This window comes from Vibrio sp. A2-1 (genome assembly GCF_021728355.1).
In the GTDB taxonomy this organism is placed as follows: Bacteria; Pseudomonadota; Gammaproteobacteria; order Enterobacterales; family Vibrionaceae; genus Vibrio; species Vibrio splendidus_K.
In genome coordinates, this window is the sequence record NZ_JAKKCO010000004.1 from 137,203 (window position 1) to 161,439 (window position 24,237).

Annotated in this window: 26 protein-coding genes; 10 read left to right on the top strand and 16 right to left on the bottom strand. The window is 43.6% G+C overall.

All coding sequences use genetic code 11. The annotated features are described in order from the left end of the window. Entirely contained in the window at positions 1-390 is a 390-nt protein-coding gene (locus L3V33_RS15100; protein ID WP_016768515.1) for a DUF4345 domain-containing protein, read from the bottom strand. Between the two features lie 137 nt (positions 391-527). On the opposite strand from L3V33_RS15100, the gene L3V33_RS15105 reads away from it, so the two are divergent. Together L3V33_RS15105 and L3V33_RS15110 are read left to right on the top strand one after the other, a co-directional pair. Then, positions 528-1,295, top strand: a complete 768-nt coding sequence (locus L3V33_RS15105) for a hypothetical protein (protein ID WP_017073531.1) — start codon at positions 528-530, stop codon at positions 1,293-1,295. A gap of 365 nt (positions 1,296-1,660) precedes the next feature. After that, the gene (locus L3V33_RS15110) at positions 1,661-2,251 is read left to right on the top strand and encodes a hypothetical protein (RefSeq protein ID WP_237290745.1); all 591 of its coding nucleotides are present in this window, start codon (positions 1,661-1,663) and stop codon (positions 2,249-2,251) included. Between the two features lie 103 nt (positions 2,252-2,354). Here L3V33_RS15110 and L3V33_RS15115 read toward each other — a convergent pair whose 3' ends face one another. From L3V33_RS15115 to L3V33_RS15125, 3 genes are all read right to left on the bottom strand, one after another. Next, a complete protein-coding gene (locus L3V33_RS15115; protein WP_010439685.1) occupies positions 2,355-2,759 on the bottom strand; it encodes a globin in 405 nt (134 codons plus the stop codon). A 154-nt stretch (positions 2,760-2,913) separates the two neighbouring features. Beyond that, positions 2,914-3,294, bottom strand: a complete 381-nt coding sequence (locus L3V33_RS15120; RefSeq protein ID WP_016768512.1) for a VOC family protein — start codon at positions 3,292-3,294, stop codon at positions 2,914-2,916. 78 nt (positions 3,295-3,372) lie between these two features. Beyond that, complete coding sequence (locus tag L3V33_RS15125) at positions 3,373-4,257, bottom strand: LysR substrate-binding domain-containing protein (protein ID WP_054546742.1); 885 nt, start codon at positions 4,255-4,257, stop codon at positions 3,373-3,375. A 102-nt stretch (positions 4,258-4,359) separates the two neighbouring features. Here L3V33_RS15125 and L3V33_RS15130 point away from each other — a divergent pair, with 102 nt between their 5' ends. Next, positions 4,360-5,700: a 6-phospho-beta-glucosidase gene (locus L3V33_RS15130; RefSeq protein WP_237290746.1), complete on the top strand. Its 1,341-nt coding sequence runs from the start codon at positions 4,360-4,362 to the stop codon at positions 5,698-5,700. 76 nt (positions 5,701-5,776) lie between these two features. Continuing rightward, positions 5,777-6,541, top strand: coding sequence for a carbohydrate deacetylase (locus tag L3V33_RS15135; RefSeq protein WP_171329268.1), 765 nt, complete (start codon positions 5,777-5,779; stop codon positions 6,539-6,541). A gap of 17 nt (positions 6,542-6,558) precedes the next feature. On the opposite strand, the gene soxR is transcribed toward L3V33_RS15135, so the two are convergent. From soxR to L3V33_RS15155, 4 genes are all read right to left on the bottom strand, one after another. Continuing rightward, on the bottom strand, positions 6,559-6,999 hold the full coding sequence (gene soxR / locus L3V33_RS15140; RefSeq protein ID WP_004736387.1) for a redox-sensitive transcriptional activator SoxR: 441 nt from the start codon (positions 6,997-6,999) through the stop codon (positions 6,559-6,561). 164 nt (positions 7,000-7,163) lie between these two features. Continuing rightward, positions 7,164-7,685 carry an NAD(P)H-dependent oxidoreductase gene (locus L3V33_RS15145; protein ID WP_237290747.1) on the bottom strand — a complete coding sequence of 174 codons (522 nt, stop codon included), beginning with the start codon at positions 7,683-7,685 and terminating at the stop codon, positions 7,164-7,166. 325 nt (positions 7,686-8,010) lie between these two features. Then, on the bottom strand, positions 8,011-9,573 hold the full coding sequence (locus L3V33_RS15150; RefSeq protein ID WP_237290748.1) for a glutamate synthase-related protein: 1,563 nt from the start codon (positions 9,571-9,573) through the stop codon (positions 8,011-8,013). 226 nt (positions 9,574-9,799) lie between these two features. Next, positions 9,800-10,357 carry a DUF1439 domain-containing protein gene (locus L3V33_RS15155; RefSeq protein ID WP_237290749.1) on the bottom strand — a complete coding sequence of 186 codons (558 nt, stop codon included), beginning with the start codon at positions 10,355-10,357 and terminating at the stop codon, positions 9,800-9,802. Between the two features lie 288 nt (positions 10,358-10,645). Here L3V33_RS15155 and L3V33_RS15160 point away from each other — a divergent pair, with 288 nt between their 5' ends. Next, positions 10,646-11,989, top strand: a complete 1,344-nt coding sequence (locus L3V33_RS15160; protein WP_237290750.1) for a sigma-54 dependent transcriptional regulator — start codon at positions 10,646-10,648, stop codon at positions 11,987-11,989. Between the two features lie 100 nt (positions 11,990-12,089). On the opposite strand, the gene L3V33_RS15165 is transcribed toward L3V33_RS15160, so the two are convergent. Beyond that, on the bottom strand, positions 12,090-13,880 hold the full coding sequence (locus L3V33_RS15165) for a hypothetical protein (protein WP_065205623.1): 1,791 nt from the start codon (positions 13,878-13,880) through the stop codon (positions 12,090-12,092). Positions 13,881-14,265: 385 nt separating this feature from the next. On the opposite strand from L3V33_RS15165, the gene L3V33_RS15170 reads away from it, so the two are divergent. The 4 genes from L3V33_RS15170 to L3V33_RS15185 all read left to right on the top strand — a co-directional run bounded on the left by L3V33_RS15170 (position 14,266) and on the right by L3V33_RS15185 (position 17,303). Next, positions 14,266-14,652, top strand: a complete 387-nt coding sequence (locus L3V33_RS15170) for a DUF393 domain-containing protein (RefSeq protein WP_237290823.1) — start codon at positions 14,266-14,268, stop codon at positions 14,650-14,652. A gap of 221 nt (positions 14,653-14,873) precedes the next feature. Then, a complete protein-coding gene (locus L3V33_RS15175; RefSeq protein WP_237290751.1) occupies positions 14,874-16,196 on the top strand; it encodes an AarF/ABC1/UbiB kinase family protein in 1,323 nt (440 codons plus the stop codon). A 97-nt stretch (positions 16,197-16,293) separates the two neighbouring features. Continuing rightward, the gene (locus tag L3V33_RS15180) at positions 16,294-16,839 is read left to right on the top strand and encodes a glutathione peroxidase (RefSeq protein ID WP_237290752.1); all 546 of its coding nucleotides are present in this window, start codon (positions 16,294-16,296) and stop codon (positions 16,837-16,839) included. After that, positions 16,836-17,303, top strand: coding sequence for a DUF3429 domain-containing protein (locus L3V33_RS15185; protein ID WP_237290753.1), 468 nt, complete (start codon positions 16,836-16,838; stop codon positions 17,301-17,303). The genes L3V33_RS15180 and L3V33_RS15185 overlap by 4 nt, the downstream gene beginning before the upstream one ends. A 56-nt stretch (positions 17,304-17,359) precedes the next feature. On the opposite strand, the gene L3V33_RS15190 is transcribed toward L3V33_RS15185, so the two are convergent. From L3V33_RS15190 to L3V33_RS15210, 5 genes are all read right to left on the bottom strand, one after another. Then, complete coding sequence (locus L3V33_RS15190; RefSeq protein WP_171309365.1) at positions 17,360-17,794, bottom strand: N-acetyltransferase; 435 nt, start codon at positions 17,792-17,794, stop codon at positions 17,360-17,362. A 48-nt stretch (positions 17,795-17,842) separates the two neighbouring features. Continuing rightward, positions 17,843-18,457, bottom strand: coding sequence for a LysE family translocator (locus L3V33_RS15195; protein WP_237290754.1), 615 nt, complete (start codon positions 18,455-18,457; stop codon positions 17,843-17,845). A 130-nt stretch (positions 18,458-18,587) separates the two neighbouring features. Continuing rightward, a complete protein-coding gene (locus L3V33_RS15200; RefSeq protein WP_237290755.1) occupies positions 18,588-18,911 on the bottom strand; it encodes a hypothetical protein in 324 nt (107 codons plus the stop codon). A 139-nt stretch (positions 18,912-19,050) separates the two neighbouring features. Continuing rightward, positions 19,051-20,487 carry an oligosaccharide flippase family protein gene (locus tag L3V33_RS15205; protein WP_065205632.1) on the bottom strand — a complete coding sequence of 479 codons (1,437 nt, stop codon included), beginning with the start codon at positions 20,485-20,487 and terminating at the stop codon, positions 19,051-19,053. 16 nt (positions 20,488-20,503) lie between these two features. After that, on the bottom strand, positions 20,504-21,430 hold the full coding sequence (locus tag L3V33_RS15210) for a glycosyltransferase (RefSeq protein ID WP_237290756.1): 927 nt from the start codon (positions 21,428-21,430) through the stop codon (positions 20,504-20,506). A 293-nt stretch (positions 21,431-21,723) separates the two neighbouring features. On the opposite strand from L3V33_RS15210, the gene L3V33_RS15215 reads away from it, so the two are divergent. Continuing rightward, positions 21,724-22,869 (top strand): glycosyltransferase, encoded by a 1,146-nt coding sequence (locus tag L3V33_RS15215; RefSeq protein ID WP_146457155.1) that lies wholly within the window; start codon positions 21,724-21,726, stop codon positions 22,867-22,869. 187 nt (positions 22,870-23,056) lie between these two features. On the opposite strand, the gene L3V33_RS15220 is transcribed toward L3V33_RS15215, so the two are convergent. Beyond that, a complete protein-coding gene (locus L3V33_RS15220; RefSeq protein ID WP_237290757.1) occupies positions 23,057-23,848 on the bottom strand; it encodes a ribonuclease H family protein in 792 nt (263 codons plus the stop codon). A gap of 81 nt (positions 23,849-23,929) precedes the next feature. Continuing rightward, on the bottom strand, positions 23,930-24,235 hold the full coding sequence (locus tag L3V33_RS15225) for an NIPSNAP family protein (protein ID WP_237290758.1): 306 nt from the start codon (positions 24,233-24,235) through the stop codon (positions 23,930-23,932). Between the last annotated feature and the right edge of the window lie 2 nt (positions 24,236-24,237).

The following is a 24,237-nucleotide window of genomic DNA, read 5'->3' on the forward strand; positions in this document are numbered from 1 at the left end:
TTATATTGTTTCAGATTGTTCTTTGTGAATCATTTTTATTCCGACCAAACCAAAGCCAAGCTCTAAAATTAGATAGACAAAAAGCAGCCAGTGCGGCATTCCATCTAAGACTAAACTAATCACTCGGCCTGCAGCCAAACCCAACATAAAAACCACCAAGCTATAAAGCGCTGGCAGTCGATACTTTTTTATCAATGCGCCACTAACCCAAAACAGAGCCAGTGCCAAATACAGCCCCATCACGGCTCGAAAAATATGAGTCACGTTGATAGAACTAGCATCAATTCCGAAAAGATAATCCATAGAAATAACGGGGGCGTAGCCGTAAGACAACGCAATAGGCGTTAAGCCTAAAACCGCTACCAACAAGAAAACACTTTGTAGCTTCATATTCCCACTCTTTAAATTTGGCTCTTTTTAAAAAACATAGTCTACAATCAGCAATATACAAGTTGCATATATAGAAAATGGCTAATTAATACATACATTTATAGTGTGCACTCTTCAAACCAGATAAGGATATCAATATGGCTAAATGGCATTACCTAATCGCATCAGTGTTGGCTGCGAGTTCAACCGTAAATGCACAAGAAGCAAGTTCACAATCGGACACGAAAAAGTGGCAACACAGCATAGAAATTTATGCGCTTGCTTTAAATATTCGTGGTGATAGTACGATTGGAAAAATATCCACAGATGTCGATGTTGATCCTGCGTTCATCATGGATCATATTGATATGGGTGCAATGCTGCGATTAGAGGGCATTTATGACAATCAGTGGGGTTACTATTTCGACTACAGCTACATGAAACTAAGTGGCAAATCTGACTCAGTAATCGGCAATGCGGGAATCCTTAACGGTAAGCTCGATATAAGGCAGGGGGTTTTAGAAGCGAAAGGCTTTAAACGCTATCAATACGATATCGGCATGATTGATTATATGGTGGGTATACGTTGGTGGGACAATGATATTGACTCAAGGCTTTATAAAAACGATGGTACAACAATCAACTCTCGGTCTTTAAATGAAGACTGGATCGATTACCTTGTTGGTATTCGCTGGACCAAAGAACTCAGTAAAGATTGGACAGTGCACACCAGCTTAGATATCGGCCTTGGTGCTGATACCGATTTTACTAGCTCCATATTAACCGGCGCTCGCTATCAAATTAACGACTGGTCGGATTTAAATCTGGCGTATAAATCCACTTGGGTTGATTACGAAAACAAAGGTACCTTTGAATACGATACCGCTTCACAAGGCTTCCTTGTTGGGTGGGCTGCTCACTTTTAAAACACTTATCACACACTGATAGAACACTATTGAAGTCGCATTTGATTTAAAGAATTTAATTTAGATTAAAGTGTGTATTCCAACGGTACTAAGCTCTAGCGATGGATCAATTGCTAGAGCTTAAAATCAATGCAATAAAAACGAGCAAACCAAACCAAAAAATCATTAATAATCAACCACTAAACATCATCATCAAAACATTCAACACATCTAAAAAAATCTAATATTTAGACTCTAATAACAAAACCGCCCTCTTTACCTTTTTAATCTTTCTTTAATCCTTCACATCTTATTTGAACAGTGTTTTTTATTTTAAAAATGTCGCTAGAATCCTCTCCCGAAATTTACGAACCTTAGAGAATAAAATGAAAAAATTAGTCTTAGCGGCGCTTACGACTGCATCAGTTACGGGCATTACGTCAACTTCAGCGATTGCAGCAAATGAAATGTATGTTTTGGGCGGTGTTGGTATGGATAGTGGTGATGTCGGTGGTCAGTTCACACTGGGCAGCCAGATCGCACAAAGTAACTGGTATGTAGAATCAACATTGTTTATTACCAGCGTCGATGACAAAGACAGTTACGTTGATTACAGCAACAACGAGACAGTACAACGAAAGCAAGAGTTCGACACCTTAACGCTCTCATTGACGCCTGTGTACAAACACAGTTTCAGTGAAAATTTTGCTATTTTGGGCAAGTTTGGTGCTTTCTATTCACACTCAGATACAAAGTTGGTGTATAGCTCTAGCAAAGGAAATGAAGTTCATAAAGGTTCTCATGGTAATTTTGGCTTAACTTACGGTATCGGCGCAGAGTACAAGTCATCAAAACCATTGTTTGGCAACTCCAAGCTGTTGACTCGTGTAGGGTTTGATGGATATGAGATCGGCAGTGAAAGCAGTTGGTATACCAAGGACTCAGTTTGGGGTGTACAAGCCGGCTTTACCTTTTAAGCCAACATATTCATTACCCTGAATAAAAACCATTTAGGGCAATGAATTAAAAGCCATCATTTTAAAAATAAGATAAACCTCGTGTTGTTATGCGAAGCTTATCTTATTTTTCAACACACTCTTTTTTCATGATCGTTAGACCAGCATCCAGCGTTTCTGCCCAAGCTCGTTCTACGTTCTCATCATAATGAGGATCGTACTTTTTAACCGTATTGAGCAGCGAATTAAACCATTCGTTTAATTCAATTTCTGAAATGTCCAACCCCAAATCTTTGTGCCTTTTCCCCAGTTTCTTGACCGAGTTCCGCACACTTGGCAGACCAGAGGAATTATAAATAAGAATGATCGAGGCCTTAAGCATCTTAGTTTGCTGCTCTAACCCTATCTTTTCAAAACGTTCTGAAAACCTTGGGTTATGCTCGCAGAAATCTGCCAGAAAGCTTTCCAAGAATTCTTGATCAATCCGGCAACGCTCAAAGCTTTCATAAAACAGTTCATTCGGTTTCATCTAGCAAGTCCTTTGCAATAGTCAGCCAGTCTTTAAAATAACGTGTTAGTTCAGAGCATCATAAACTAACCCTGAACAATCAACATGACTTAATTATACGCCACTGTGGCATAAAGTTAACTATGATATAAAGTGAACTGTGGAATAACGTAAACTATGGCATAAAGTGAGTTGCACAAATCTTGTTTCCATCAGGGTCTCGCAAATAAGCCATGTACAAGCGACGCTCGTCAGAACCTCTCGCTCCGGGGCCACCTTCAATGCTAGTACCACCATTTTCGACGCCGATGCGATGCCATTCATCCACCATTTCTGGTGAACTTGCCAAGAATCCTACCGTCATACCATTGCCATAAGTCGCTGGCTGACCATCAATCGGTTTGGTTAAACCTAGTACACCCGTTTTGCTCACGTAAACACAACGCCCTTTAGGATCGATTGAGCCTTCGTTGTAACCAAGCATCTTCATAATTGGATCATAGAACGACTTCGCACGTTCAATATCTTCGGTTCCGAGAAAAACATGGCTGAACATAACTCACCTCTTTTTATTGAAAGAAAGAACCACCCAAACTAGACCTTAAATTCGCTTTTGTCTAGGCATGCTATTCTGTCATAACTGCTGCTTAACCCATTGAGTAAACACTTGAAACTTAGTCCGTTGCTCCATCCCTTTCGGACATACAAGATCGTAACCTTTACCCGACTCAATACTCATAAAAGGAGCAACCAACCCACCCTGTTCAATTTGAGTTGTCGCAAACTCGAGTCTTCCTAGTGCTACACCCATCGATAACCTTGCCGCGTCCATCGCTATACGGTTGTCACTGTAGTAATCACACTTTAGAGTACAATCAACCTCACTTTGAGCCGCTTCCAACCAACGCTGCCAAGCCGTCACGTCTCCACTATGAATAAACTGCACACTATCCAATTGTTGCAAGCCCTTCTCAAGATTGAACCTCTTCGCGTATTCAGGACTGCATACAGGCGTTCTAATTCCTGAAAATAGTCGCTCACTATAATGATTCGGATAGTGACCCTCGCTGTAGAAAATTGCCACGTCATAAGGTTCAAACTGAAAGTCAGATTGGTTCTGTTTGGTTTGTAATTTGATGCTTAGATTCGGATACAAGCGTCTGAATTCTGGCAAGCGTGGCATTAACCACGAAGAAGCAAAATAAGGCGATGTCGCGATGTACAACTCCCCACTTAGCTCTCCAGTTTGAATGTCCATCAGTTCAGAGAAAATAGATTCGAATGAGACACTCAGCATCGAGAGAACGCGTTGTCCTTCTGGGGTCAATTCTAGCTTTCTTGTTTTACGCACAAACAGATTAAATTTAAGCTGCTGCTCAAGTTTCTTGATGCGATGACTGACTCCACCTTGAGTCAAAAATAGTTCATCGGCGGCAAGGGTGAAGCTTAAATGTTTAGCCGCCACACTGAAGGTGTGCAACAACGACAATGTTTGTTGGCGATTTTCAAACAGGCCCATAGATTAACCCCACTAATTCATAAATCATCAATACTGGTTTGTAGACGTACTGACTCATCATATAGATTAAACCATGTAATCTACATAATAATGGTGAGTCAAATGAAGCAAGCACAAAAACTCAAAGTTGCGGTCATTGGTGGTGGATCAAGTTACACCCCTGAGCTGATCGAAGGCTTACTAAAACGCTATCACGAATTACCTATTTCTGACCTTTGGCTTGTCGATATCGAAGAAGGTATGGAAAAAGCCCAAGTGATTGCAGATTTGACGCAGCGAATGATTAGAAAAGCGAACTGTGACATCACAGTGCACCTCACGACAGACCGAAAAGCAGCGCTTGTGGACGCGAATTTTGTCTGTTCTCAATTTAGGGCCGGTCGATTAGAAGCAAGGCTACGTGATGAAAGAATTGCATTAAAGTATCGCATGATAGGGCAAGAAACTAACGGATTGGGTGGTTTCTCTAATGCTTGTCGAACCATACCAATTGCATTAAAGATCGCCAAAGAGATGGAAGCACTTTGCCCCAATGCGTGGCTGCTCAACTTTACCAATCCATCAGGTATGGTGACCGAGGCCTTGATTAAGCACTCAACCATCAAGACGGTCGGCTTGTGCAATATCCCCGTGAACATGGAGCGCGGAGCAGCAAAAATGCTTGGCGCTGTACGCGAAGACATCACCATGCAAATCGCAGGTTTGAATCACCTAGTGTGGGCCCGAAAAGTACTTCATAACGGCGAAGACAAGCTCCAAGAAGTGATAGACCAACTCCTCGGAGGCAATGACCAAATGATGCCTAAAAACATCCCACCCTTTGAATGGGATGCTGAGTTGATTCGCTCATTGAACCTGGTGCCGTGTGCTTACCTACGTTACTACTACCAATCACGAGATATTCTAGACAAAGAATTTGCGGCGTCTGAAAAGAGCGAAAATCGCGCCGACTTGGTTGCAAAAGTTGAACAACAATTGCTCGAAATATACAGAGACCCGATGCTGGATACCAAACCGAAATTATTAGAAGAACGAGGTGGTGCCCATTATTCTGAAGCAGCTTGTGAACTAATGAGCAGTATTCACAACAACAAGCGTTCTATCATGCACGTTAACACTCGCAATAATGGCGCGATTCAAGGGCTTCCTGATGACTGCGCGGTAGAAATCAGCTCAGTTATTACTAACAGCGCGATCCTTCCATTGAATGTCGAACCTTTTGATAGCGATACGTTACGCCTAATCCAACAAATGAAAGAGTTTGAAACCTTAACAGTGAAGGCCGCGATGACAGGGGATATTGCATTAGCTAAACGCGCTTTGATCCTTAATCCTATTGTTGATAGCGGCTCACACATTGATGAGGCGTTATTAGAAACGATTCGAGAGAACTTAGACTTCATGCCTGCGTTTGCTCATCGATTAGCACAAAGTGAGCAGTAACCTTATGTACATTAACTCAATCGAAATTAGATTAATTCAAGTTGTTCACAATCCATTTTAGTTACCAGAGGTCACGATGAAACTAATACTGAACGCCGATGATTTCGGCCTCACTGAAACGGTAAATCATGGCATTGTTGAGTGCTTCAAAGCAGGCGTAGTGAAGTCAACCACCATCATGATGAACCAACCTGGAACCCAACACGCCATTGAGCTTTATCACCAAGGTTTGGTTCCGGAAGTAGGCTTGCACTTTACGGTCACCGCAGGCAAACCACTGACGCCACCAGAGCAGGTTCCGAGCTTAGTCGACGAACACGGCCACTTCTTTTGCAACGTCACCCTATTCGATAAATCAGATGTGAATGAAGATGAGGTGATGCTCGAGCTCAACGCGCAATATCAAGCGGCTATCAATGCAGGTTTAAAGATCAACCATATCGATAGCCATCATTTTGGGGGCGTATTTAAACCTCTCAAAGCGGCGTTTACGCGCACAGTGAATCACATTGGTCTCCCAGTTAGACGAATCGATAACATCCTAAGTGGCCAAGATGCACTGCGAGTGCCAACACCAGATGCTTTCGACATGCGTTTCTTTGACGAAGGCGTATCGCTGAATGGCCTGCAAGATTTATTACTGAGCTACCAAGCTATGATGCCTGACGGTGTGCTTGAGTTAATGTGCCACCCTTCATCAGTGGCAAGTGAACAGCTTAAGTCCCTATCAAGCTACAGTGATAAACGCATCGAAGAGCATCAGCTTCTCACTAGCCCAGAGCTAAAACAGTGGCTAGCTGACCATCAGATTGAGTGCATTGGATTCGACGATCTCAAATAGGGAACCTTAAGTCAGGGCTACTCAACGATCCGTTGTGCGCCCTGCCCTTGGTCATGCAGAATATCTTCAGGGTTCAACAAGTGGCATTTCTGCATGCTCAAACAACCGCAACCGATACAGCCGGTTAGGTTTTCTTGTAGCGATTTAATCTGCGCCATTTTGCTGTCGAGTTGTCCTTGCCACTTCTTCGCAACTCGCTCCCAATCTCGCTTAGTCGCGGTATGGTTCATAGGTAAGGTAGATAACTCTTCGGTAATCTCTTCCAGCGTGAAACCTATCGACTGCGCCACTTGTATCAACGCTATTCGTCTCAACATCGCCGACTGATAACGGCGTTGATTTCCATTAGTGCGAATCGAAGCAATCAACCCCTTGGTTTCGTAAAAACGTAAGGCAGAAGGAGCCACGCCGCTACGTTCTGCCAACTGGCCTATGGTGAGATATACAATGTTTCTCATTGTTACACTATCCTTGAGATCATAAATATTTAAAGCTTACTTTAACTTTAGAATAGCGGCCTATTCCAGCTCTCACCAATGATTGACCTTAAACTTTGACAGAGAGCTCAACGAAAATCAGCCACGATCACAATTGCTTTGTTGAATCAGATGTCATTCGATTTCTAAATCTGACTCATGATCGATTTCAAATTCTCCGCCATTTCGGAATTGATGATCTCACCGGTTTCTACATTAAAGTTGTCGTAGAAACTCGGCACTGACATCGACCCCTTCACATCAGCATCAAAGTAAGGTGCCGAATTTACCGCAGACGACAACACAGAGCTTGCGCCACCTGGGCCTGGTGATGTGGAGAGCATCACAACAGGTTTGCCTTGGTACACTTTCATGTCGATTCGTGATGTCCAGTCAAACACATTCTTAAAGGCTGCAGTATATGAACCGTTGTATTCTGCAAAAGAGATGACCACAGCATCTGCTTCGCCAATCTTGCTAAAAAAACGCTGCGCGTGTTGATGAACGCCAGACTCTTTTTCTCTGTCTTCACTGTAAATGGGCATCTCGAAATCATTGAGATCGAGCACCTCTACTTGCGCGCCCTCGACTAAACTTGCGGTGTACGCTGCTAATTGTTGGTTAATCGATGCTTTACTGTTGGTCGCGCCAATCGCTAATACTCTCATTGTTGATCCTTGTTCATTTTTCTCACCTTTATGCATTCATGATTTCAATTACGGAGCTCAAAGTTCATAACTGAAGATTCGTAACTTCTGTTTGATAACATCAAAACCTGTACTAGGCGACAAGGTGATAGATTGTATTTTTAGATTGAGGAGGATGATAAAACCTCAAGCTAACTTGAGGTAAAGAGGTATTTTCAAAAAATAGAAAGTGATTTAAAAACACTCATAAAACAGGTGATTACGAAAGGTTAAATATAGATTTTCATTACACAGACAAAAATGAGCACACCCAAAATGCAAAGGGTGTGCTTTATTGAGGTGTTATCTACTTAGATTGATTCAATGGACTGACACCCGAATAGGCAACACCCGATAGCTCCGCCATTTCACGATTCCACGTTGCCAGATCGTGAGGGTTAAACTGATTCAAATGATCATGGCCGCACGCTCTCGACATCACTTGCATCAACTCAGTCGAGGCTTCGAAGAAGTTTTTCAATTGGTTCGATGCCTTTTCGACATTTAACCGTTGGCGTAAATCGGCTTTTTGAGTCGCGATACCCGCCGGGCAATTGTTGGTGTTACACATTCGGGCAGCAACACACCCTATCGACTGCATGGCACTGTTTGAGATGGCGACACCATCTGCGCCAAGCGCCATCGCTTTTACAAAGTCCATCGGAACACGAAGTCCACCGGTAATGATTAAGGTGACTCTGTCACTTGCACCTTGCTTGTCTAAATAAGCTCTGGCACGAGCAAGTGCTGGAATGGTGGGCACACTAATATGGTCACGGAACATTTCTGGCGCCGCCCCAGTACCACCGCCTCGACCATCCAAAATGATGTAATCGGCACTGGCATCGAGTGCGAACTGAATATCCTCTTCAATATGATTGGCACTCAACTTGAAGCCAATTGGGATTCCGCCCGTCACTTCTCGAACTCGGTCGGCGAACTTTTTGAAATCTTCGACCGTTTTTAGATCAACAAAGGTGGGTGGAGAAATCGCCGCTGTACCCGCTTCAATGCCGCGCACCTCTGCTATCTTGCCAATGTTTTTCACCCCCGGTAGGTGACCGCCTGTTCCGGTTTTGGCACCTTGCCCGCCTTTAAAATGGAAGGCTTGAACGTTTTTGAGCTTAGATTCGTCGTAACCAAATTGTGCGCTAGCTAATTCATAAAAGTAGCGAGAATTCGCGGCTTGCTCTTCGGGCAACATTCCGCCCTCTCCCGAGCAGATCCCCGTTCCCGCAAGCTCCGCGCCCGTCGCCAAGGACACTTTCGCCTCTTCAGACAAAGACCCAAAACTCATGTCAGATACAAACAAGGAGATGTTCAATTTAAGCGGCTTTTTCGCTTTTGGCCCAATAATAAGCTCAGTACCGACTGGCACATTCTCCAACAAAGGCTTAGTCGCCATTTGTGCAACCATCACTTGAATATCGTCCCAGTGAGGTAACAAGTACCTAGGCACGCCCATTGAGGTCATTGGACCGTGATGCCCGACCTTAGATAAACCATCTCGTGCTAATTGATGAATGAACTCAACCGTGGGTTCTTCTTTGGTTGCAGAAGCTGCTGGCGAGAGATCGGGCGTTGCTGCTTGGATATGAATATCGGGGCCTTCTTGACCCACTTGCTCGGCCGTAAACTGTTTATGGGTGCCATCACAAAAAGGGAGATTGTTTGAATACTTACAGCGGCACAGGTAAGCGTCGCCGTTTTCCTCGGCCACGAAACTCTTCGGTTTGAAGCCGGTTCCTGCATGAGAGCCGTCGCAGTAAGGTTGGTTTTTCGATTTACCACAGGTACAGAAGTAATACTCCTCCCCTTCGGTTAGCTCCACTTTGACTGGCTTGGTATCCGCTATCACTGGATTCTTCATAGTTCGCTCACCTTTTCTTTCTTATGATTTGATGACTGAAGCGATGACTTGCTCACAAGAATAAAGTAAAGGTTAGATACGCAGCGAATTCAATAAATGGGCCTGAGAAAACAAGCTTAATAGACAGCCCAAAAACAGAAGCATTACTTGTTCAACGCAAACAAAAATGGCCACCAAATCGGCAGCCATTGTGTTTTAAACCTAAGTCTAAGCTAAATGCTAATGGTTAATCGAATAGCTCGATGACCAGCTTGTTGTCTTTAATCACTAGATTAGGTTCCGATGACTTGATCAATGACTCTTGAACCTTATTGCTGTCCAGTTTGTAAACCGGTGACTGGGACAAAGCAAAGCCAATCATAGAAACGGCAGGCTTAAGTAGTTTGGCGACCTCAGGCGACAGTTGTTTATCTTTTTCTTCAAAGCGCTCTAAACGCAGTGATTTCAAATAAATCTCGCCACTCTCTTTGTCATATTCAGGAATCGCACTGAACTCGATATCAAGATCCAACCTCATATTCGGCAAGTTAAACACCTGAACTTGTGCATTGGTATTCGCCAGAACAGACACGCGCTCGGCATCAGCTCGGCCAATTTTCACCGCTAAGTCATCGACAGCCACTTGCGCATTCATAACGTTTTGCACACCGACTTCTTGCTCTAACATCACAGAATCTTGAAGGTAGTTCGTCATTTCTTGTTCAGTAACGCTATAGCTAACACAACCACCTAGCACCAGCGCAGAAGCTGCCAAAATGAACTTTTTTGCTACGTTAATTATCATCAATATCAGCTCTTTATCGTTAGTGACTAGCGCCGAGTTTACTGTGTGATCATCAATAAACAAAACAGAAAAAACACGATATTCGTGAACACCTTTAATTAATAAGCATAAATATCAGTAAGTAAAGCACCAGATTGGCTTTCCCGCTTAAAATACTGCCACTTGCTTGCTCAACGTTCTTAGGTTTATGTACTCGAATTATTCGAATTTTGCTCCTAAGCTTATGGAATATTTAGGGGGCTTACTGAAGGTTTCATCATGGATATCGAAACATGAAGAGTGAGCACAATGCCATCAAAAAGAGTATCACCTGAGCCAATAACTCGTTCTGTGATTTTGTTATGCAACACCGCATGCCCGCACCATAATCAGTGGGTGGGAGAACTGCGTCTCCATAACTGGGAAGCTCAAGTTGCAGAAACGACCGAACAGGCCATTCACTTACTCGATAAACGCAGCGACAGCTACGCACCAATTGTGGTTTCTTGTCTAGCATCATCCTCAATAGACAAACAATGTGAGCAAATATCAACGCTGAAGGCTCACTCTCCAAGTTTAAAAGCAATCGCTATCTGCAACCAACCACCAAGCCGCAACTTATCGCTCATTAAGCAAACCTTTTGGGATTATTACCACCTCCCTATTGATACAGAATGGCTTTGTCGAAATTTGGGACATGCGTATGGCATGGTAGATACCAAGCAAACTAACCCTAAGCCTGTCTCGTGCCCTGACTATCAATTGGTGGGGCAATCCAGCACCATCCAACACCTTAAAAAGAAAATAGCTAAGATCGCTAACAACGATTTCCCAGTGCTGATTCAAGGGGAAACCGGTACAGGAAAAAGCCTATGCGCACGTTTGATACATGAAGCCTCAGTCCGCAGTCAGAAACCTTTCATCGCTGTAAATTGTGGCGCAATTCCACAATCCTTGATTCACTCAGAGTTATTTGGCTTTGAAAAAGGCTCGTTCACGGGAGCAAACAAACGCTACGTCGGACACGTGGAAAGAGCGAATGGTGGCACACTATTTTTGGATGAGATCGGCGACCTTGAACTGTCGCTGCAAACCTACTTACTCCACTTTCTAGAAAATAACTTGATAGAGCGATTAGGCAGTAACAATCAATTACCCGTGGATTGCCGTGTGATTTTCGCCACCAACGTCAATATCGAACAAGCCGTTGCTGCGGGTAAATTTAGAAAAGACCTCTTTCATCGGATCAATGTACTTCCATTGGACCTAGTGCCACTCAATGATCACAAGGAAGACATTGAAGATTTGGTTCGATTTGAACTGAAGCACAATTACGCATCCAAAACCAAACTGCCTAGTGACACCCTTGAGCAAATGAAACAGTACCATTGGCCGGGCAATGTCAGAGAGTTATTCAACTGCATAAAAAGGGCGATTGTTCTTTCTAATTCAAGCGCCCTCTCTACTCGTCATATGGGGATTCAATTGAAAGACGCGTCGCCCGACGCAGAAAATGATACTCGACTTTCTTCAAAAAATGTTCGTCGAGTGATTCAGCAACACCACTACAATATTTCCCAATCTGCCAAAGCGTTGTCTATTTCTCGGACAACCTTATACAAGCTGATAAAAAAACATCAGATAGTAATTTAAGTCGCCTAGCTAGCCAAGCTAAGCTAACTAATCAACTAATAAAGCAGCCTAACGAACTAGGCTGCTTTAGAGTTTAGTTGTACTCAATTAATGAGAGTACTTAAGGCTCAGGTACAGTAAATGGACAAACATCACAGGTTGCAATGTTCGATGTTTCCATAAATGCTTGTTGCAAGAACAACGAGTCAAACGTTGCTGTCACTTGATTAGATAGCATTCCTGTGGTTCCGGTTGGTAACACATTTGGCGCATAAGTTTTGCTTACTTGTGTACACACTTGGCCAATCGCATCACCGAAGTTCGGTATCCACTCTCCTTCACCCGTTTTACAAGCAAACAGCTCAGGGTCGGCACTTAATGCACTACACATATTGCCAGCACCACATGTGGTCACATCCTCAAGATCATCACAAGGTAAAGCAAAGTCGAGGTAATAACTGCTGTTGACTACTTCAGTAGGTAAATCAGAACGGCTCAAAGAGTCATCCTTAGAATCCACCAGCGATTCAATAGCCAATGGGATATCACCGGTATTACATATTTCAACATCATAGGTTTTCTTAAGCACAACTTGGCCGCCATCAACCTCTAAGAAGCTATTACACACCTTAGAAATCTCAACCATCGGGCTCAAGTCTATTGGTGGACAATTGTAAGCCACTGGCGCTTGAGCATTCACGATAAGCCCATCAAGATCCACCGCACCATCTATCACGCCGACGGCACCGTTATTTACAGACAGATAATTCCCCATGATTGCGAATGACTCCCCGACACTCCACACTTCATCACCGTTACCCACGACAGGAAGCGCACCTAAGATTGGTGACTCAGATAAAAAGGCCACTTCGTAATCACCATTGGTGCCTAACGAACCAGGGCCGGTATTGGTTACCGTCACGGTGTAATCGATGTTGAACATGCCATCAACCGTAAAGCTGGTTGTGTTACAAGTCGCCGCTATATTGATGCTACATAAACTGAATGAACCGACAACGAAGTCAGCCAAAGATGCATCAATCGAACGAGAAGCTCGAGACTCCACTAAGAAACTACTGAAACAAGGAATATCCTCAATACCAAACTCATCATTCAACAGAGCTGACAAGTTTAATCGACCTTCCACAAAGCTCTCGGTTGGAATAGAGGTTGTTTCACCCGTTTTAGCTAGATAGTCCCAACCTTGTACATTGGGTAGAGCAATTGCGCCGATAGAATCATCATTTGAAATCGCACAGATCTTCTCGACGCCGACTGCGCCACTGCCACATCTTGCCCCCACAAAATCATTCGATTTAGGGTCACCGTCAGTTTGGAAAATTCTCGTCATGTTGTCGGTGACATCACCATTATTCAAATCCCACTGCAACACTTCTATGTACGGATTACCGCCACTTGCTTGTGGGAATGAAATCAGCACAAGGATGTCTCCATTGACATGTTGCCCAACAAAGTCGCCTTTAGTTTTCCCATCCGGCAATCCAACCTGGTCTTGTAAGAACCAGAAGCCAATGTACATATCACCATTGTTCGCATATCGGTCTGCACCAAAGTAAATCAGCAAGTCACCTTCGCTTTCAAAGGCAGCGGCATACGCATTGGTAAAGTCATCTTTCGGTTGTGGTGACGCACTTCGAAATGCCCAATCCGTAATGTCAGAATCATCTTTTGATCCACCCTTCCAAAAGATTTGATCCACACCGTTACGGTCTTTTTGGAAAAACTCCGCAATCCCGACCATGCTGTTGGGGTTATTTACATCGTCCCAATCAATACCACTATTATCGCTGGTCGCGTTACCGTCGAGTTCCATAACATCAACCGTAGCCCATGCCAACTGGGGGCTACTAAACAACAAAAGCACACTAAGTAAATAATTTATAACCTTCATGTTCTCTCTCCATTTATCCATACTTATGCGTTTAGGGTTTTCTGCCATGCCCAAATTAGAGAAAATCCTTTAGCAATTCGTAGGTTCGATAGAGCATATTCCAAGCCAAGTTCAACTTATTGAATTGATTGATATTTATATATTGAAGGCACACCTTTATTGGACGCTTTGTTATCATTTGTCCATAAACCAGAGATTTGATCAAACAATCAAGGACTTGAAAGGATGAACAAAGTGTCTACGTCAGACATTTTTAGAGCTTTGATACAAGGTAAGTGATCTTTAAAAGGTGCAATAACGTAGCCATTGCTAGATTATTGAATAACAAGCGGTTGAATTGACGGGTAACTGAACGTTTACCCGTGAAATGATAGGCGAACAGATGATGACACAACTTACGATATTCTACGATGGGACATGTCCATTGTGCGCAAAAGAGATGGCGGCACTTGCCAAGCATGATACCGAGAATAAGATTCAAACCATCGATATCTACAGTGAATCCTTTTCAGACTACCCTCAGATTGATGCTGACGCAGCCAATACCATTTTGCATGCTTTAGACGAGAACGGAAAACTGCTGTTGGGTTTAGACGTGACCTACCAAGCGTGGCGCTTAGTAGGAAAAGGTTGGCTATATGCTCCATTGCGCTGGGCGATGTTCAAGCCAATGGCCGACTGGTGTTATCTACGGTTTGCCAAGAACCGATATAAAGTCTCTTTCTGGCTAACCGGAAAGTCACGCTGCAACGGAAACAGCTGCACAAAATAGTGCTTGGTTAAGACATACCACTCGCAACTTTGTAATACACCACACCAAACAACGCAGCAAAAACTAAAACGGTAACCGCGACTTTTAACCAAATAAACTTCATGTTTTGTCCTTTAAATTCTGTTTACTGTTTCGCGAGACAAGTTACCACAACAAAACATTGGGTTGTGTAATGATTGATAGAACTTTGTAGTGAACCTTGATTCCCAGAGAGAACCTTTATGTCGGCAAAAGAGAGAAACCTTCCTACACATCGTATTTCAAGATTCAGCAAGTTTGCCTCACTGGCAACAAGAGTCGCGGGCAATGTGATAACGGAAGGTACCAAGCAACTCGCACAAGGCAACAGGCCTAAAGCAAAAGACTTATTACTCACCCCGCAGAACATTGCACGCCTGACTGATCAACTCGCCCACCTGCGCGGTGCTGCCATGAAGCTTGGGCAGATGTTATCAATGGACGCGGGCGATGTCCTCGAACCGGAACTCGCCGACATTCTTTCTCGCCTTCGCTCAGACGCCGACCCACTGCCAACAAAGCAGCTCAACCAAGTGTTAGAAAGCTCACTCGGCATCAACTGGAAAGCCGAATTCCTTTCCTTCAACTTTAAACCTATCGCCAGTGCGTCCATCGGACAAGTTCACCAAGCCTACAGTGATGCGGGAGACAAACTTGCCATCAAAGTCCAATATCCCGGTATTCGAAAAAGCATCGACAGTGATGTGGACAACGTAGGTACATTGCTTAACATCGTCGGTTTGATACCCAAGTCTGTCGATTACAAAAGCTTATTAGAAGAAGCAAAGAAACAGCTCCATGATGAAGCAGATTATGCTCGCGAGGCTGACTACGCGACTCGTTACTATCATGCACTGAAAGAACACGCTCACTTCGTTGTACCTAAGATTCACCCTCAAATGTCTTCAGAATCAGTGCTCGCGATGGACTTCATTGAAGGCGTCTCGATAGAGAAAATAGAAGGTTACGATCAAAGTACTCGTGATTTTGTCATGCGCAGCTTGCTCGAACTCATGTTCAGGGAGTTGTTCGACTTGCAGATGGTGCAGACCGACCCTAATTTTGCCAACTACCTTTACGTTGAAAACACGCGCCAGATTGGGCTGTTAGATTTTGGAGCAACCCGTGAATACAGCGACCGCTTCAGTGATGGCTATCGTTTGGCCTTTACCTCTGTGATTAATCACGATGAACAAGGCCTCAACAAGGCGCTAGAGCAGATTGGGTTCTTTAGCGAGACGATTCTCCCCGATCAGCGCCAAGCCATTCTCAACTTAGTGACAATGGCGTGTGAGCCCATGTTGGTTGACGAAGAGTACGATTTTAAAGCCAGTGGACTCGCTCAAAAGCTACGCGAAGCCGGAACTATACTCAGCATGGAACAAGAGTATTGGCACACACCACCAGCAGACGCCCTGTTCCTACACCGTAAAATCGGAGGCATGTATCTGTTAGCCGCTCGCCTTGGCGCAAGGGTGAACATAAGTCGTTTGGTCGATCCGTATCTCATCAGCGATGACACTTGATTAGTTCATAAATAGTGACGGTTAATGACCAGAAAAGTGATCATTTCGCGCTGCGCAAGAGTAGTAATAGTTATGCCAACTAAAATGAGCCAAACCCATGAAACCTTCACTGCTTTGCTCCACAGCCCTGATTGCAAGCCTAACGAGCTCTATCGCTTTTGCATCAAGCTGCCCTGAGATACTCAACGGCAAACAACGGTTGCTAAATTCGAACGAAGAGATAGAGCTGTGTGAAGAGTTTCAAGGCAAAACTCTTTTGGTTGTAAACACAGCCAGCCAATGTGGTTTCACTCCTCAATTCGAACAACTCGAGCAATTGCATCAAACCTATAAAGACCAAGGCTTCACGGTTGTCGGCTTTCCAAGTAATGATTTTCGCCAAGATAGAGGAAGCGAAGAGAAGTCCGCTAAAATCTGTTACCTCGACTACGGAGTTACCTTTCCTATGATGGCGAGAGCCACATTATCTGGCAGTAACGCCAATCCTGTGTTTGCAGAAATACAACAGCAAGCAGGTGTCACACCCAAGTGGAACTTCTACAAATTCTTGATCAATAAAGAAGGTAAAGTGGTAGCAACCTTCCCTAGCTCCACATCGCCAACCAGTAGTACCCTCAAAAATGCTATCGAACAGCATTTATGAGGTCAGATTTTATGGAGACAACTCAAACACGCAACACCATGGCCAAGCTCGGTTATATGGGTTTAATCCCCTTTTTGTTCGGTCTACTGTTATCACTCACCGACAGCCAGTTCATTAGCTTGAGTGGCGAAACACTCTTCATCACCTACAGCGTGGTTATCTTGAGCTTTTTGTCGGGTATCTTGTGGGGCAATGGGATAGAGAACTTCGAAAGCCAATCGAGCAACAAGGCGCTGATTCTAAGCAACGTGATTGTGCTAGCCGCGTGGGTAGTAGTGCTACTTGGGGAACAAAAAGAGTTTCTCACTACCCTGATTCTTATCATCGGCTATATTGCGGTTTGGCGGGCGGAAAGGTCGACGAGAGAAGAGAACCAAAGTGAAGGCCCCGATGGCTATTTTGATATGCGAACCCGACTGACCTCTAGCGTGGTGTTGATGCACGGTATCGTGATGTTGACCTAGGTCTGTGAACCTTTAATTAAGGTGTGCGCCTTTGAATAAACAACGTTAGCAAGCAACTAGACGATGAGCTGCATCACCAACCTTGGCTCATCATCGCCAAAATAGTTCGACTCTTCTTTGATAGAGACAAAACCCATAGACACATAAAGCGCATAAGCCGACGCATTATTTGGATCAACGGTAAGCAACACCTTGGATTCTTTAGGCAGCGTCGTTATCGCCTGTTCCATCAACGAACGTCCCACTCCCATACCTCGAAATTGACCATCAACGGCCAGTGACAAAATCCAGTATTCTTGTGGCTTGTCTGTTGGTGTCATCAACACATAACCCGCAACTTGCGAATCCTGTTTCGCAACCAACAAGCCTTTTCCCCAGCAATCAAAGGCCTGACGAAAGAAAAACTGCGGATAGGCGTGGTCGCCAAACAAAGCATGTTCAAGCTGGTAGATATCAGCCAGTTCTTGTTTTTCCGCACAGACCACATTCATACATAGACCTTAATAGATTAACGATAAACTAAACAAGCAAAATGAGAGCTACTGACGGCTCACTAACAAATTCGCCCCCGATAGAGCAAGAAACACAGAACAGGCTTTATTGAAGCGCTTGGCCATTTGAGGTTTTGAAAACCAATTTCGTAGATATAAGCCAAAAGCGGCATAGATAGAAATCGCGAGCATTTCTAATACTAAGAATGTGCTTCCGAGGATGAAGAATTGCGTGTTTACATTAGCGGTGACATCGACAAATTGAGGAAGAAACGCAGTAAAAATGAGTATCGCTTTTGGATTGCCCGCCGCGAGCGCGAACTCTTGCTTAACAAGATCAAACCAATCCTTATTTCGTTCAATATCCGCGACTGGGCTAGTTTGTGAGCGCCATAAGTTGAACGCAATCCATAATAGATACATCGCGCCAAATAGCTTGATAAGGAAAAACAAAGTTTCAGAGGTATAAAGCACGACAGCCAAGCCGGATGCAGCCAAAGCAATCATGCCAGAAAAAGCGAGGATTCTTCCTAAGCCAGCGACAAAGGCGACCTGAAATCCGTAACAACGGGCGTTGTTCATTGATAACAAATTGTTTGGGCCCGGCGTCATGTTGAGCGCAAAACAGGCAGGGATAAACAGCAGTAACTTCCATATTTCCATTGGGTGCTTCCTAGTTACAATATGCCAAGGTTATTGAATCGTTTAACGCAATATTACCTTTTATAACAGCATTTGAAATCTTTTATAGTAACACTTGAAAGCTGTGCCAATACTCTGCCACCCCCTTGAATTAGTTTTCGAAGAATTGCTCGTATTCTGGAGTCGACAGGTTTTCCGCAACCCCAATCTCGCCGACGATATAAATCGCACTCGCGAGAGTTTCTAACGTTTGATTCGGCTCGCGTTCAGGTACGTCGCCAACAACCGGAACAGATTTAGGTTCAGAGACAGAATTACAAACAACACTTTCACATACGATGTTTTGTTGTTCCAACGAGATGGCTTCTGGTACATCAAAGCCTCCCGCTGATAAATCTAAATCAGAGTTAGAAAGGTCTAAAGCACCGTAAGAGAAGGTCGAAAACAGAGCTGAAAGTACAATCCACTTATTCATAATTCTTTCCATAGTTAATATTCATCAAACTTATAAATACTATCTAATCATAAACATTATGAACAGTGTTTTATTTGAAATTTCTAGGACTTTTGATTCACTGACTTAGAAACATTCGAGTTCTGAATAGGAGGTAATATCAACTTACCTGTGAATGTTTGTTTGACGTGAACCTATCAAGTACCGCCTGAGGGATCATGATGACCGAGTATTTAATAAAGGCCACAAGCGTCATCACTGCCACAAAGCTTCCTAAAATAAAGTCATGAACATCAACGAGCACCAATCCGAGCAATCGATCACAAGTGACCGCAACTACCGCAATACTGAGCGCTACAATCCACTTACTGTGCTGATAGGGTAACGGCTCCATTGTTTGACTAACGAAATATAAAAGTAGTAATCGCAATATGTAAGTGCCACAGAGAACAACAATAACACCCCACACGCCATAAATGGGCGTTACGGTGACATAACCAATAGCGGCTAAGATCGCGCATCCGCCTTGAATCCACATTTGTGATTGACTTGAGTTTCCACTGAAACAGCCAAGATTCAAATAGTCACCTGCGTTCTTGATAACACTAATGGCAAGTAATGCGACAACAATCGTACCCGCATATTGATAGCTACTAGGCAAAATTAGAGCGATAAAACCTGGAACAGTTAGAATCATCAAAGCACCCAATACGATGGCAAAATTAACGCCGACTAAGGCTTTATCAGCACAATGTTTACTGCCGCCTGTTTGTTGAAGAATGGCGACACGGTTTGGGAACCACCAAAGTGCATAGGGTTGTAATAACAATCCAAGAATCAACGCAAATTTACCACTGACTGCATAAATCGCCAGCTCTTCGACTCCAACGAAACTTGCCATGACCCAACGATCTAAACCCGTGATCATGTACATTGATGCCCCCCCGACCAAAGCGGGTAACCCAAACTTCAAGATCTTAGTGGAGTATTTAAAACAACCAAATGTTCCCATCTCTTGCCATTGATAGCGGACTAAACAGATCATTAGCAGCACACTAGAGACTGCAGCCGAAATCAACACACCATCAATACCATATCCGGCCTCAAGCAACGCAAAAGTCATGAAGGCTTGAACACCCGCTTTCAATACATTAAGCAGGCAGAATCGCTTCGCCATCGCGTTCATTCGCATTAGGGTAAGAGGAATAGAGATTGCCCCATCAAGCATCGTAGGAATAAGCAGTAGTAAAATTTGGTAGGGTTGAAATTCGACGGGCAACATTAAGAGTAACAACGGCATACTGAGCGCAATTAATAGCCCTCCTAGTACACACACCAAAACACTTAACGTAAAACAGTTCGAGATGAGTTCCCGTTTTTCATCGCCATCAGCCACGCCCACATAACGGTACATTGCCTCAACGATACCAAAGCTAAACAATATCGTTCCAATATCGGCTAACAAAACAATCGCTTCTAAAGAACCGTATTCTGCTAGCGTCATTTTGTGAGTAATGTAAGGAATCATCACTAGTGATATTCCTTTCATCATCACAATACCAATGGCGTAATAGGCTGACTGTTTTAAAGACCCCATAGCAATCACCTGTTCCTTACCATGCGGGTGTTAGGAAACTCTTACAGTCACCGATTAGGTGTCGTAACGTTCGCTTTTGAGGGGCCATAACCAAAGATCGAAAGCTATAAGCAACCGCCTGTTTGTTGTGGTGTAGACTTCGATAATAGTCAGCGTAGCCTTCTAGTATTCTCGCCTTTGCGATTTTAAAGCTAGAAGAAGGCAGGTTCCAACGTTCACTGCCATTTTGGTAACGCTGAAGAATAGTCTCTATAGACTGCAAATTCCTCAATTTGAAGCTTTCAGTTTGAGTGACAGAACTCGACCTCATTAAATAACCAACCTGCACTGAATTCAGCACACCAATCTGATGATTCTCACTTAGTCGAAGCCACAACTCCCAATCTTCCCCATACTTTATATCAGCATTAAAACTGTCTGTTTGAGAGAACACATCAGCTCTAACCATCACTGTCGATGTACCAATCACGTTGTTTTCAATAATGAACTCTAGTGGCTTTTCAATATTGAAGAACAACTCATCTTTCTCTTGGAACTGTGACCAATAGCTAAAGCAGTCGATAATCACTTGGTAGTCTTCAGTGAGATGTTCGTAATTGGTAAAACTCATCGCCAACTCAGGGTTTCGTTGATGGAACTCGATCTGTCGCTCGATTTTCTCTGGATACCAAAAATCGTCGGCATCTAAAAAAGCGATGAATTCACCGGTCGCCTTTTCAATCCCTAGGTTTCTGGCTTGAGGTGCACCTACACCCAGAGTCGCCATTTTAACTATGCGTTCGTCGTGTATGGATGCGAGATAAGTTGACGTTCCATCATTGCTGTTATCATCAATAATGATTAATTCGATATCTTGATGAGTCTGTTTGAGTACGCTGCCGATTGCCTTCGGCAGATAGTCCAAACAATTATAAGTAGGAATAACAATACTAACTTTAGCCATAGTGACGCTCTCAAATTTATACGTTGTACAGCTACTTCTGCATATCCTGTGCCGAGCATTCCTCACTATTAAACTGGCTTTATATCAGCAGCCTACGTGCTTGTTCGCAAAATGACGACCAAGCGCTGCCTGCAGAAATACTCAAATCTCCAATTTGAATGCCATTTTGAGAAAACCAGTAGCAACCTAACGATAACCACAAGAAAACCATTAAGAAGCGCCGAAAAAATACTCTTTCATCTTGGTTCGTATCTTGCTTAATCCATTTTAGTGGCCAGTAAAAGGAGCAAAAAATGAAAAAAGTAGCATTTATAGCGCCTACCTACCCTGTACTGAGCGAGACATTCATTCAGACAGAAGTCGACTCCGTGAAAGCGTGTGGGCATCAGGTATGCGTAATGGCATTCGAAGTAGAAGAAAGTGAAAAAGCTTTCGACTATGACATCGTGAAAATTGGCAAGGATGTTCGGGCGGGCAAGATAACTAGCATCAACTGGGTGGGTTTTGTCAAAGCGCTTTCGTTTGTATCTAAGCAGACTAGCATGCCGAAGAAGTCACTTTTCGCTTATGGATTTAAGTTGGCTTTACAACTCGCAGAAAAAGACGTTAACCATGTCCATGCTCACTTCTGCCAACACACCACTGCCCACGCTATTGTCGCCGCTAAGCTTCTCAACATCACTTGCTCGTTTGTCGCCCATGGCCATGATGTTTACGAGTTCGCTTACGATATTGAACATAAGATTACATCGAGCGATTTTGTGGTCGCGGTCTGTAAAGACATGCTCACCGACTTTAATCACATGGCAAAAGGTAATATTAAGCTCCTGCATTGCGGTGTAAATACCAAGCAATTTCAACTACACCCAAAGACCGAAACCAAGCAGCTTCGCTTTGTTTTCCTTGGAAGATTAGTTGAACAAAAAGGTATCCACTTTCTCATTGATGCCTTAGCACCCATAGCCGAGCCTCTCGACATTCATCTCGATATCGTCGGTACTGGAGATCTAGAGTCCCAGTTAAAAGCGCAAGTCGAACAACAAGGGCTAACTCGAAATGTCAGCTTTCTTGGTTCAAAGCCTCATGGGTGGGTAAAAGAGCACTTACCGAGCTACGATTGTTTAGTCGCTCCTTTCTGCTTTTCAGAAACAGGTTGTGTCGATACTGGACCGTTAGTACTAAAAGAAGCCATGGCAGTCGGGACTCCCGTGATTACAACCAACATTATGGGCTGTAAGGAAATTGTCACACCTGATACCGGATTTTTAGTGAATGAAAAAAACGTCGAAGAGTTAAGAGAAAGCATTGAGCGTTTTGCGCAATTAAGTAGCGAGGACAAAACAGAAATGGGGATGATGGCAAGAACCAGAGTAGAGAAGCGATTTAACTCTCTTAAACAAGCTCAACAACTGTCTCATTGGATAGAGAACCCAGTTTAAGACTATCTAAAAACACGCAGATAGATGTGAAATGAATTAGAAACTAAAAATTAGAAGAGAAAGACACAAACCATAGCGTTACATTGATGCAAACTGTAACGCTTAATATGGTATTAGTTTGGATAAAACTAGCCCTACGCTGGGCTAGACTTGCTTCCGTGATTAAAAAACAGCTCGCCGAGCTTTCTTAACCCGCTCGCAACGCTAATATCTCAGTAAGATCGTCTGTCTCTGTATATCGATTCAGATCTTGTTCTTTAGAAGCAATCGCAACGATAGACATTCGGTCTGCAAGTTCATTACCTTCAATACCAACATGACCGTTAACATGGTGGATAGTGATTTGAGAAGCGAGCTCTTGGTACATCGCATAAGCTGGCTTGATGATATCGAGGTTTTTGATTTCACCACCCGACTTCGTCCAACCTTTTTTCTCCCAGCCCGTTGCCCACTTAGTAATACAGTCAATCGAGTATTTTGAGTCACTATAAATTGCAACAGACAAGCCGGCTTGCAGTTTCTCTTTTGCAATTATAAATGCTTGCTTCAAACCTTGTAGCTCGGCGGTATTGTTAGTACCCATTGGTTGGTAAAGACCATACCACAACTCAGTTAAATCGTTGTTCAGGTACACCGCTAAGCCTGTACCGGCTTCACCTGGGTTTGGCTCACAACCGCCATCAGTAAAGATCTTGATATCAAAAGGCATATCAGTGATTTGTTGTTGAGAGAGAGGCGGAACCTTCGCTTTAGTCGCCTTACCCGCAGTACTTCGCTTGGTCAATGAAGATCCAGATGTTGAAGCAGAACCTGACGCAGACGACGTTTTACCACCGAAAGCAGATTCAGCCTCGCCTAATGTAGGAAACGATTTGTATCTCGCACCAGCAAAGCCATCAACTTGCGATTTACACTCATTCCAAGTGGTAAAAATACCCGGTATACGACCTTTCCAAACCACATAATATTTCTTAGCCAAACTAACTCCTTACCAGAACCTTAAAACACAAACAGTGAATCGGTACATTAGATGCCACCATGTCATACGTTGCAAGGTCAATCAGTCAAAAACAGGCCTAAAAAAGCTTCGCTCATAACTCACGATGCAATCAACTTCATCTGCAAATTCAAACGCTTTAATACACTCAGCATCGCTCAGCGATTTAATCCGATACTCTTCATAGGCAGCCAAGCTTTCAAAGGAAAACAATGCCAAAGCAATATTGCTCGCCCCTTCCGACGGCAAGAAATAACCATTGTGTTGGCCACCAAATTTAGCGACCAAAGGAATCCACATTTTAGCGTAGGTTTCGAACTCCTTTGTTTTCTTAGGATCAATCACATATCGAACATAACAAGTAATCATAT

Excerpts from the sequence above, each read along its gene's own strand:
- soxR (WP_004736387.1), bottom strand. The coding sequence starts at position 6,999 with ATGAGAAACATTGTATATCTCACCATAGGCCAGTTGGCAGAACGTAGC.
- L3V33_RS15205 (WP_065205632.1), bottom strand. The coding sequence starts at position 20,487 with ATGGGGTCTTTAAAACAGTCAGCCTATTACGCCATTGGTATTGTGATG.
- L3V33_RS15215 (WP_146457155.1), top strand. The coding sequence starts at position 21,724 with ATGAAAAAAGTAGCATTTATAGCGCCTACCTACCCTGTACTGAGCGAG.
- L3V33_RS15155 (WP_237290749.1), bottom strand. The coding sequence starts at position 10,357 with ATGATAATTAACGTAGCAAAAAAGTTCATTTTGGCAGCTTCTGCGCTG.
- L3V33_RS15210 (WP_237290756.1), bottom strand. The coding sequence starts at position 21,430 with ATGGCTAAAGTTAGTATTGTTATTCCTACTTATAATTGTTTGGACTAT.
- L3V33_RS15135 (WP_171329268.1), top strand. The coding sequence starts at position 5,777 with ATGAAACTAATACTGAACGCCGATGATTTCGGCCTCACTGAAACGGTA.
- L3V33_RS15115 (WP_010439685.1), bottom strand. The coding sequence starts at position 2,759 with ATGAAACCGAATGAACTGTTTTATGAAAGCTTTGAGCGTTGCCGGATT.
- L3V33_RS15160 (WP_237290750.1), top strand. The coding sequence starts at position 10,646 with ATGCCATCAAAAAGAGTATCACCTGAGCCAATAACTCGTTCTGTGATT.
- L3V33_RS15175 (WP_237290751.1), top strand. The coding sequence starts at position 14,874 with ATGTCGGCAAAAGAGAGAAACCTTCCTACACATCGTATTTCAAGATTC.
- L3V33_RS15180 (WP_237290752.1), top strand. The coding sequence starts at position 16,294 with ATGAAACCTTCACTGCTTTGCTCCACAGCCCTGATTGCAAGCCTAACG.
- L3V33_RS15190 (WP_171309365.1), bottom strand. The coding sequence starts at position 17,794 with ATGAATGTGGTCTGTGCGGAAAAACAAGAACTGGCTGATATCTACCAG.
- L3V33_RS15195 (WP_237290754.1), bottom strand. The coding sequence starts at position 18,457 with ATGGAAATATGGAAGTTACTGCTGTTTATCCCTGCCTGTTTTGCGCTC.
- L3V33_RS15120 (WP_016768512.1), bottom strand. The coding sequence starts at position 3,294 with ATGTTCAGCCATGTTTTTCTCGGAACCGAAGATATTGAACGTGCGAAG.
- L3V33_RS15100 (WP_016768515.1), bottom strand. The coding sequence starts at position 390 with ATGAAGCTACAAAGTGTTTTCTTGTTGGTAGCGGTTTTAGGCTTAACG.
- L3V33_RS15225 (WP_237290758.1), bottom strand. The coding sequence starts at position 24,235 with ATGATTACTTGTTATGTTCGATATGTGATTGATCCTAAGAAAACAAAG.
- L3V33_RS15125 (WP_054546742.1), bottom strand. The coding sequence starts at position 4,257 with ATGGGCCTGTTTGAAAATCGCCAACAAACATTGTCGTTGTTGCACACC.
- L3V33_RS15200 (WP_237290755.1), bottom strand. The coding sequence starts at position 18,911 with ATGAATAAGTGGATTGTACTTTCAGCTCTGTTTTCGACCTTCTCTTAC.
- L3V33_RS15110 (WP_237290745.1), top strand. The coding sequence starts at position 1,661 with ATGAAAAAATTAGTCTTAGCGGCGCTTACGACTGCATCAGTTACGGGC.
- L3V33_RS15130 (WP_237290746.1), top strand. The coding sequence starts at position 4,360 with ATGAAGCAAGCACAAAAACTCAAAGTTGCGGTCATTGGTGGTGGATCA.
- L3V33_RS15105 (WP_017073531.1), top strand. The coding sequence starts at position 528 with ATGGCTAAATGGCATTACCTAATCGCATCAGTGTTGGCTGCGAGTTCA.
- L3V33_RS15170 (WP_237290823.1), top strand. The coding sequence starts at position 14,266 with ATGACACAACTTACGATATTCTACGATGGGACATGTCCATTGTGCGCA.
- L3V33_RS15150 (WP_237290748.1), bottom strand. The coding sequence starts at position 9,573 with ATGAAGAATCCAGTGATAGCGGATACCAAGCCAGTCAAAGTGGAGCTA.
- L3V33_RS15145 (WP_237290747.1), bottom strand. The coding sequence starts at position 7,685 with ATGAGAGTATTAGCGATTGGCGCGACCAACAGTAAAGCATCGATTAAC.
- L3V33_RS15165 (WP_065205623.1), bottom strand. The coding sequence starts at position 13,880 with ATGAAGGTTATAAATTATTTACTTAGTGTGCTTTTGTTGTTTAGTAGC.
- L3V33_RS15185 (WP_237290753.1), top strand. The coding sequence starts at position 16,836 with ATGAGGTCAGATTTTATGGAGACAACTCAAACACGCAACACCATGGCC.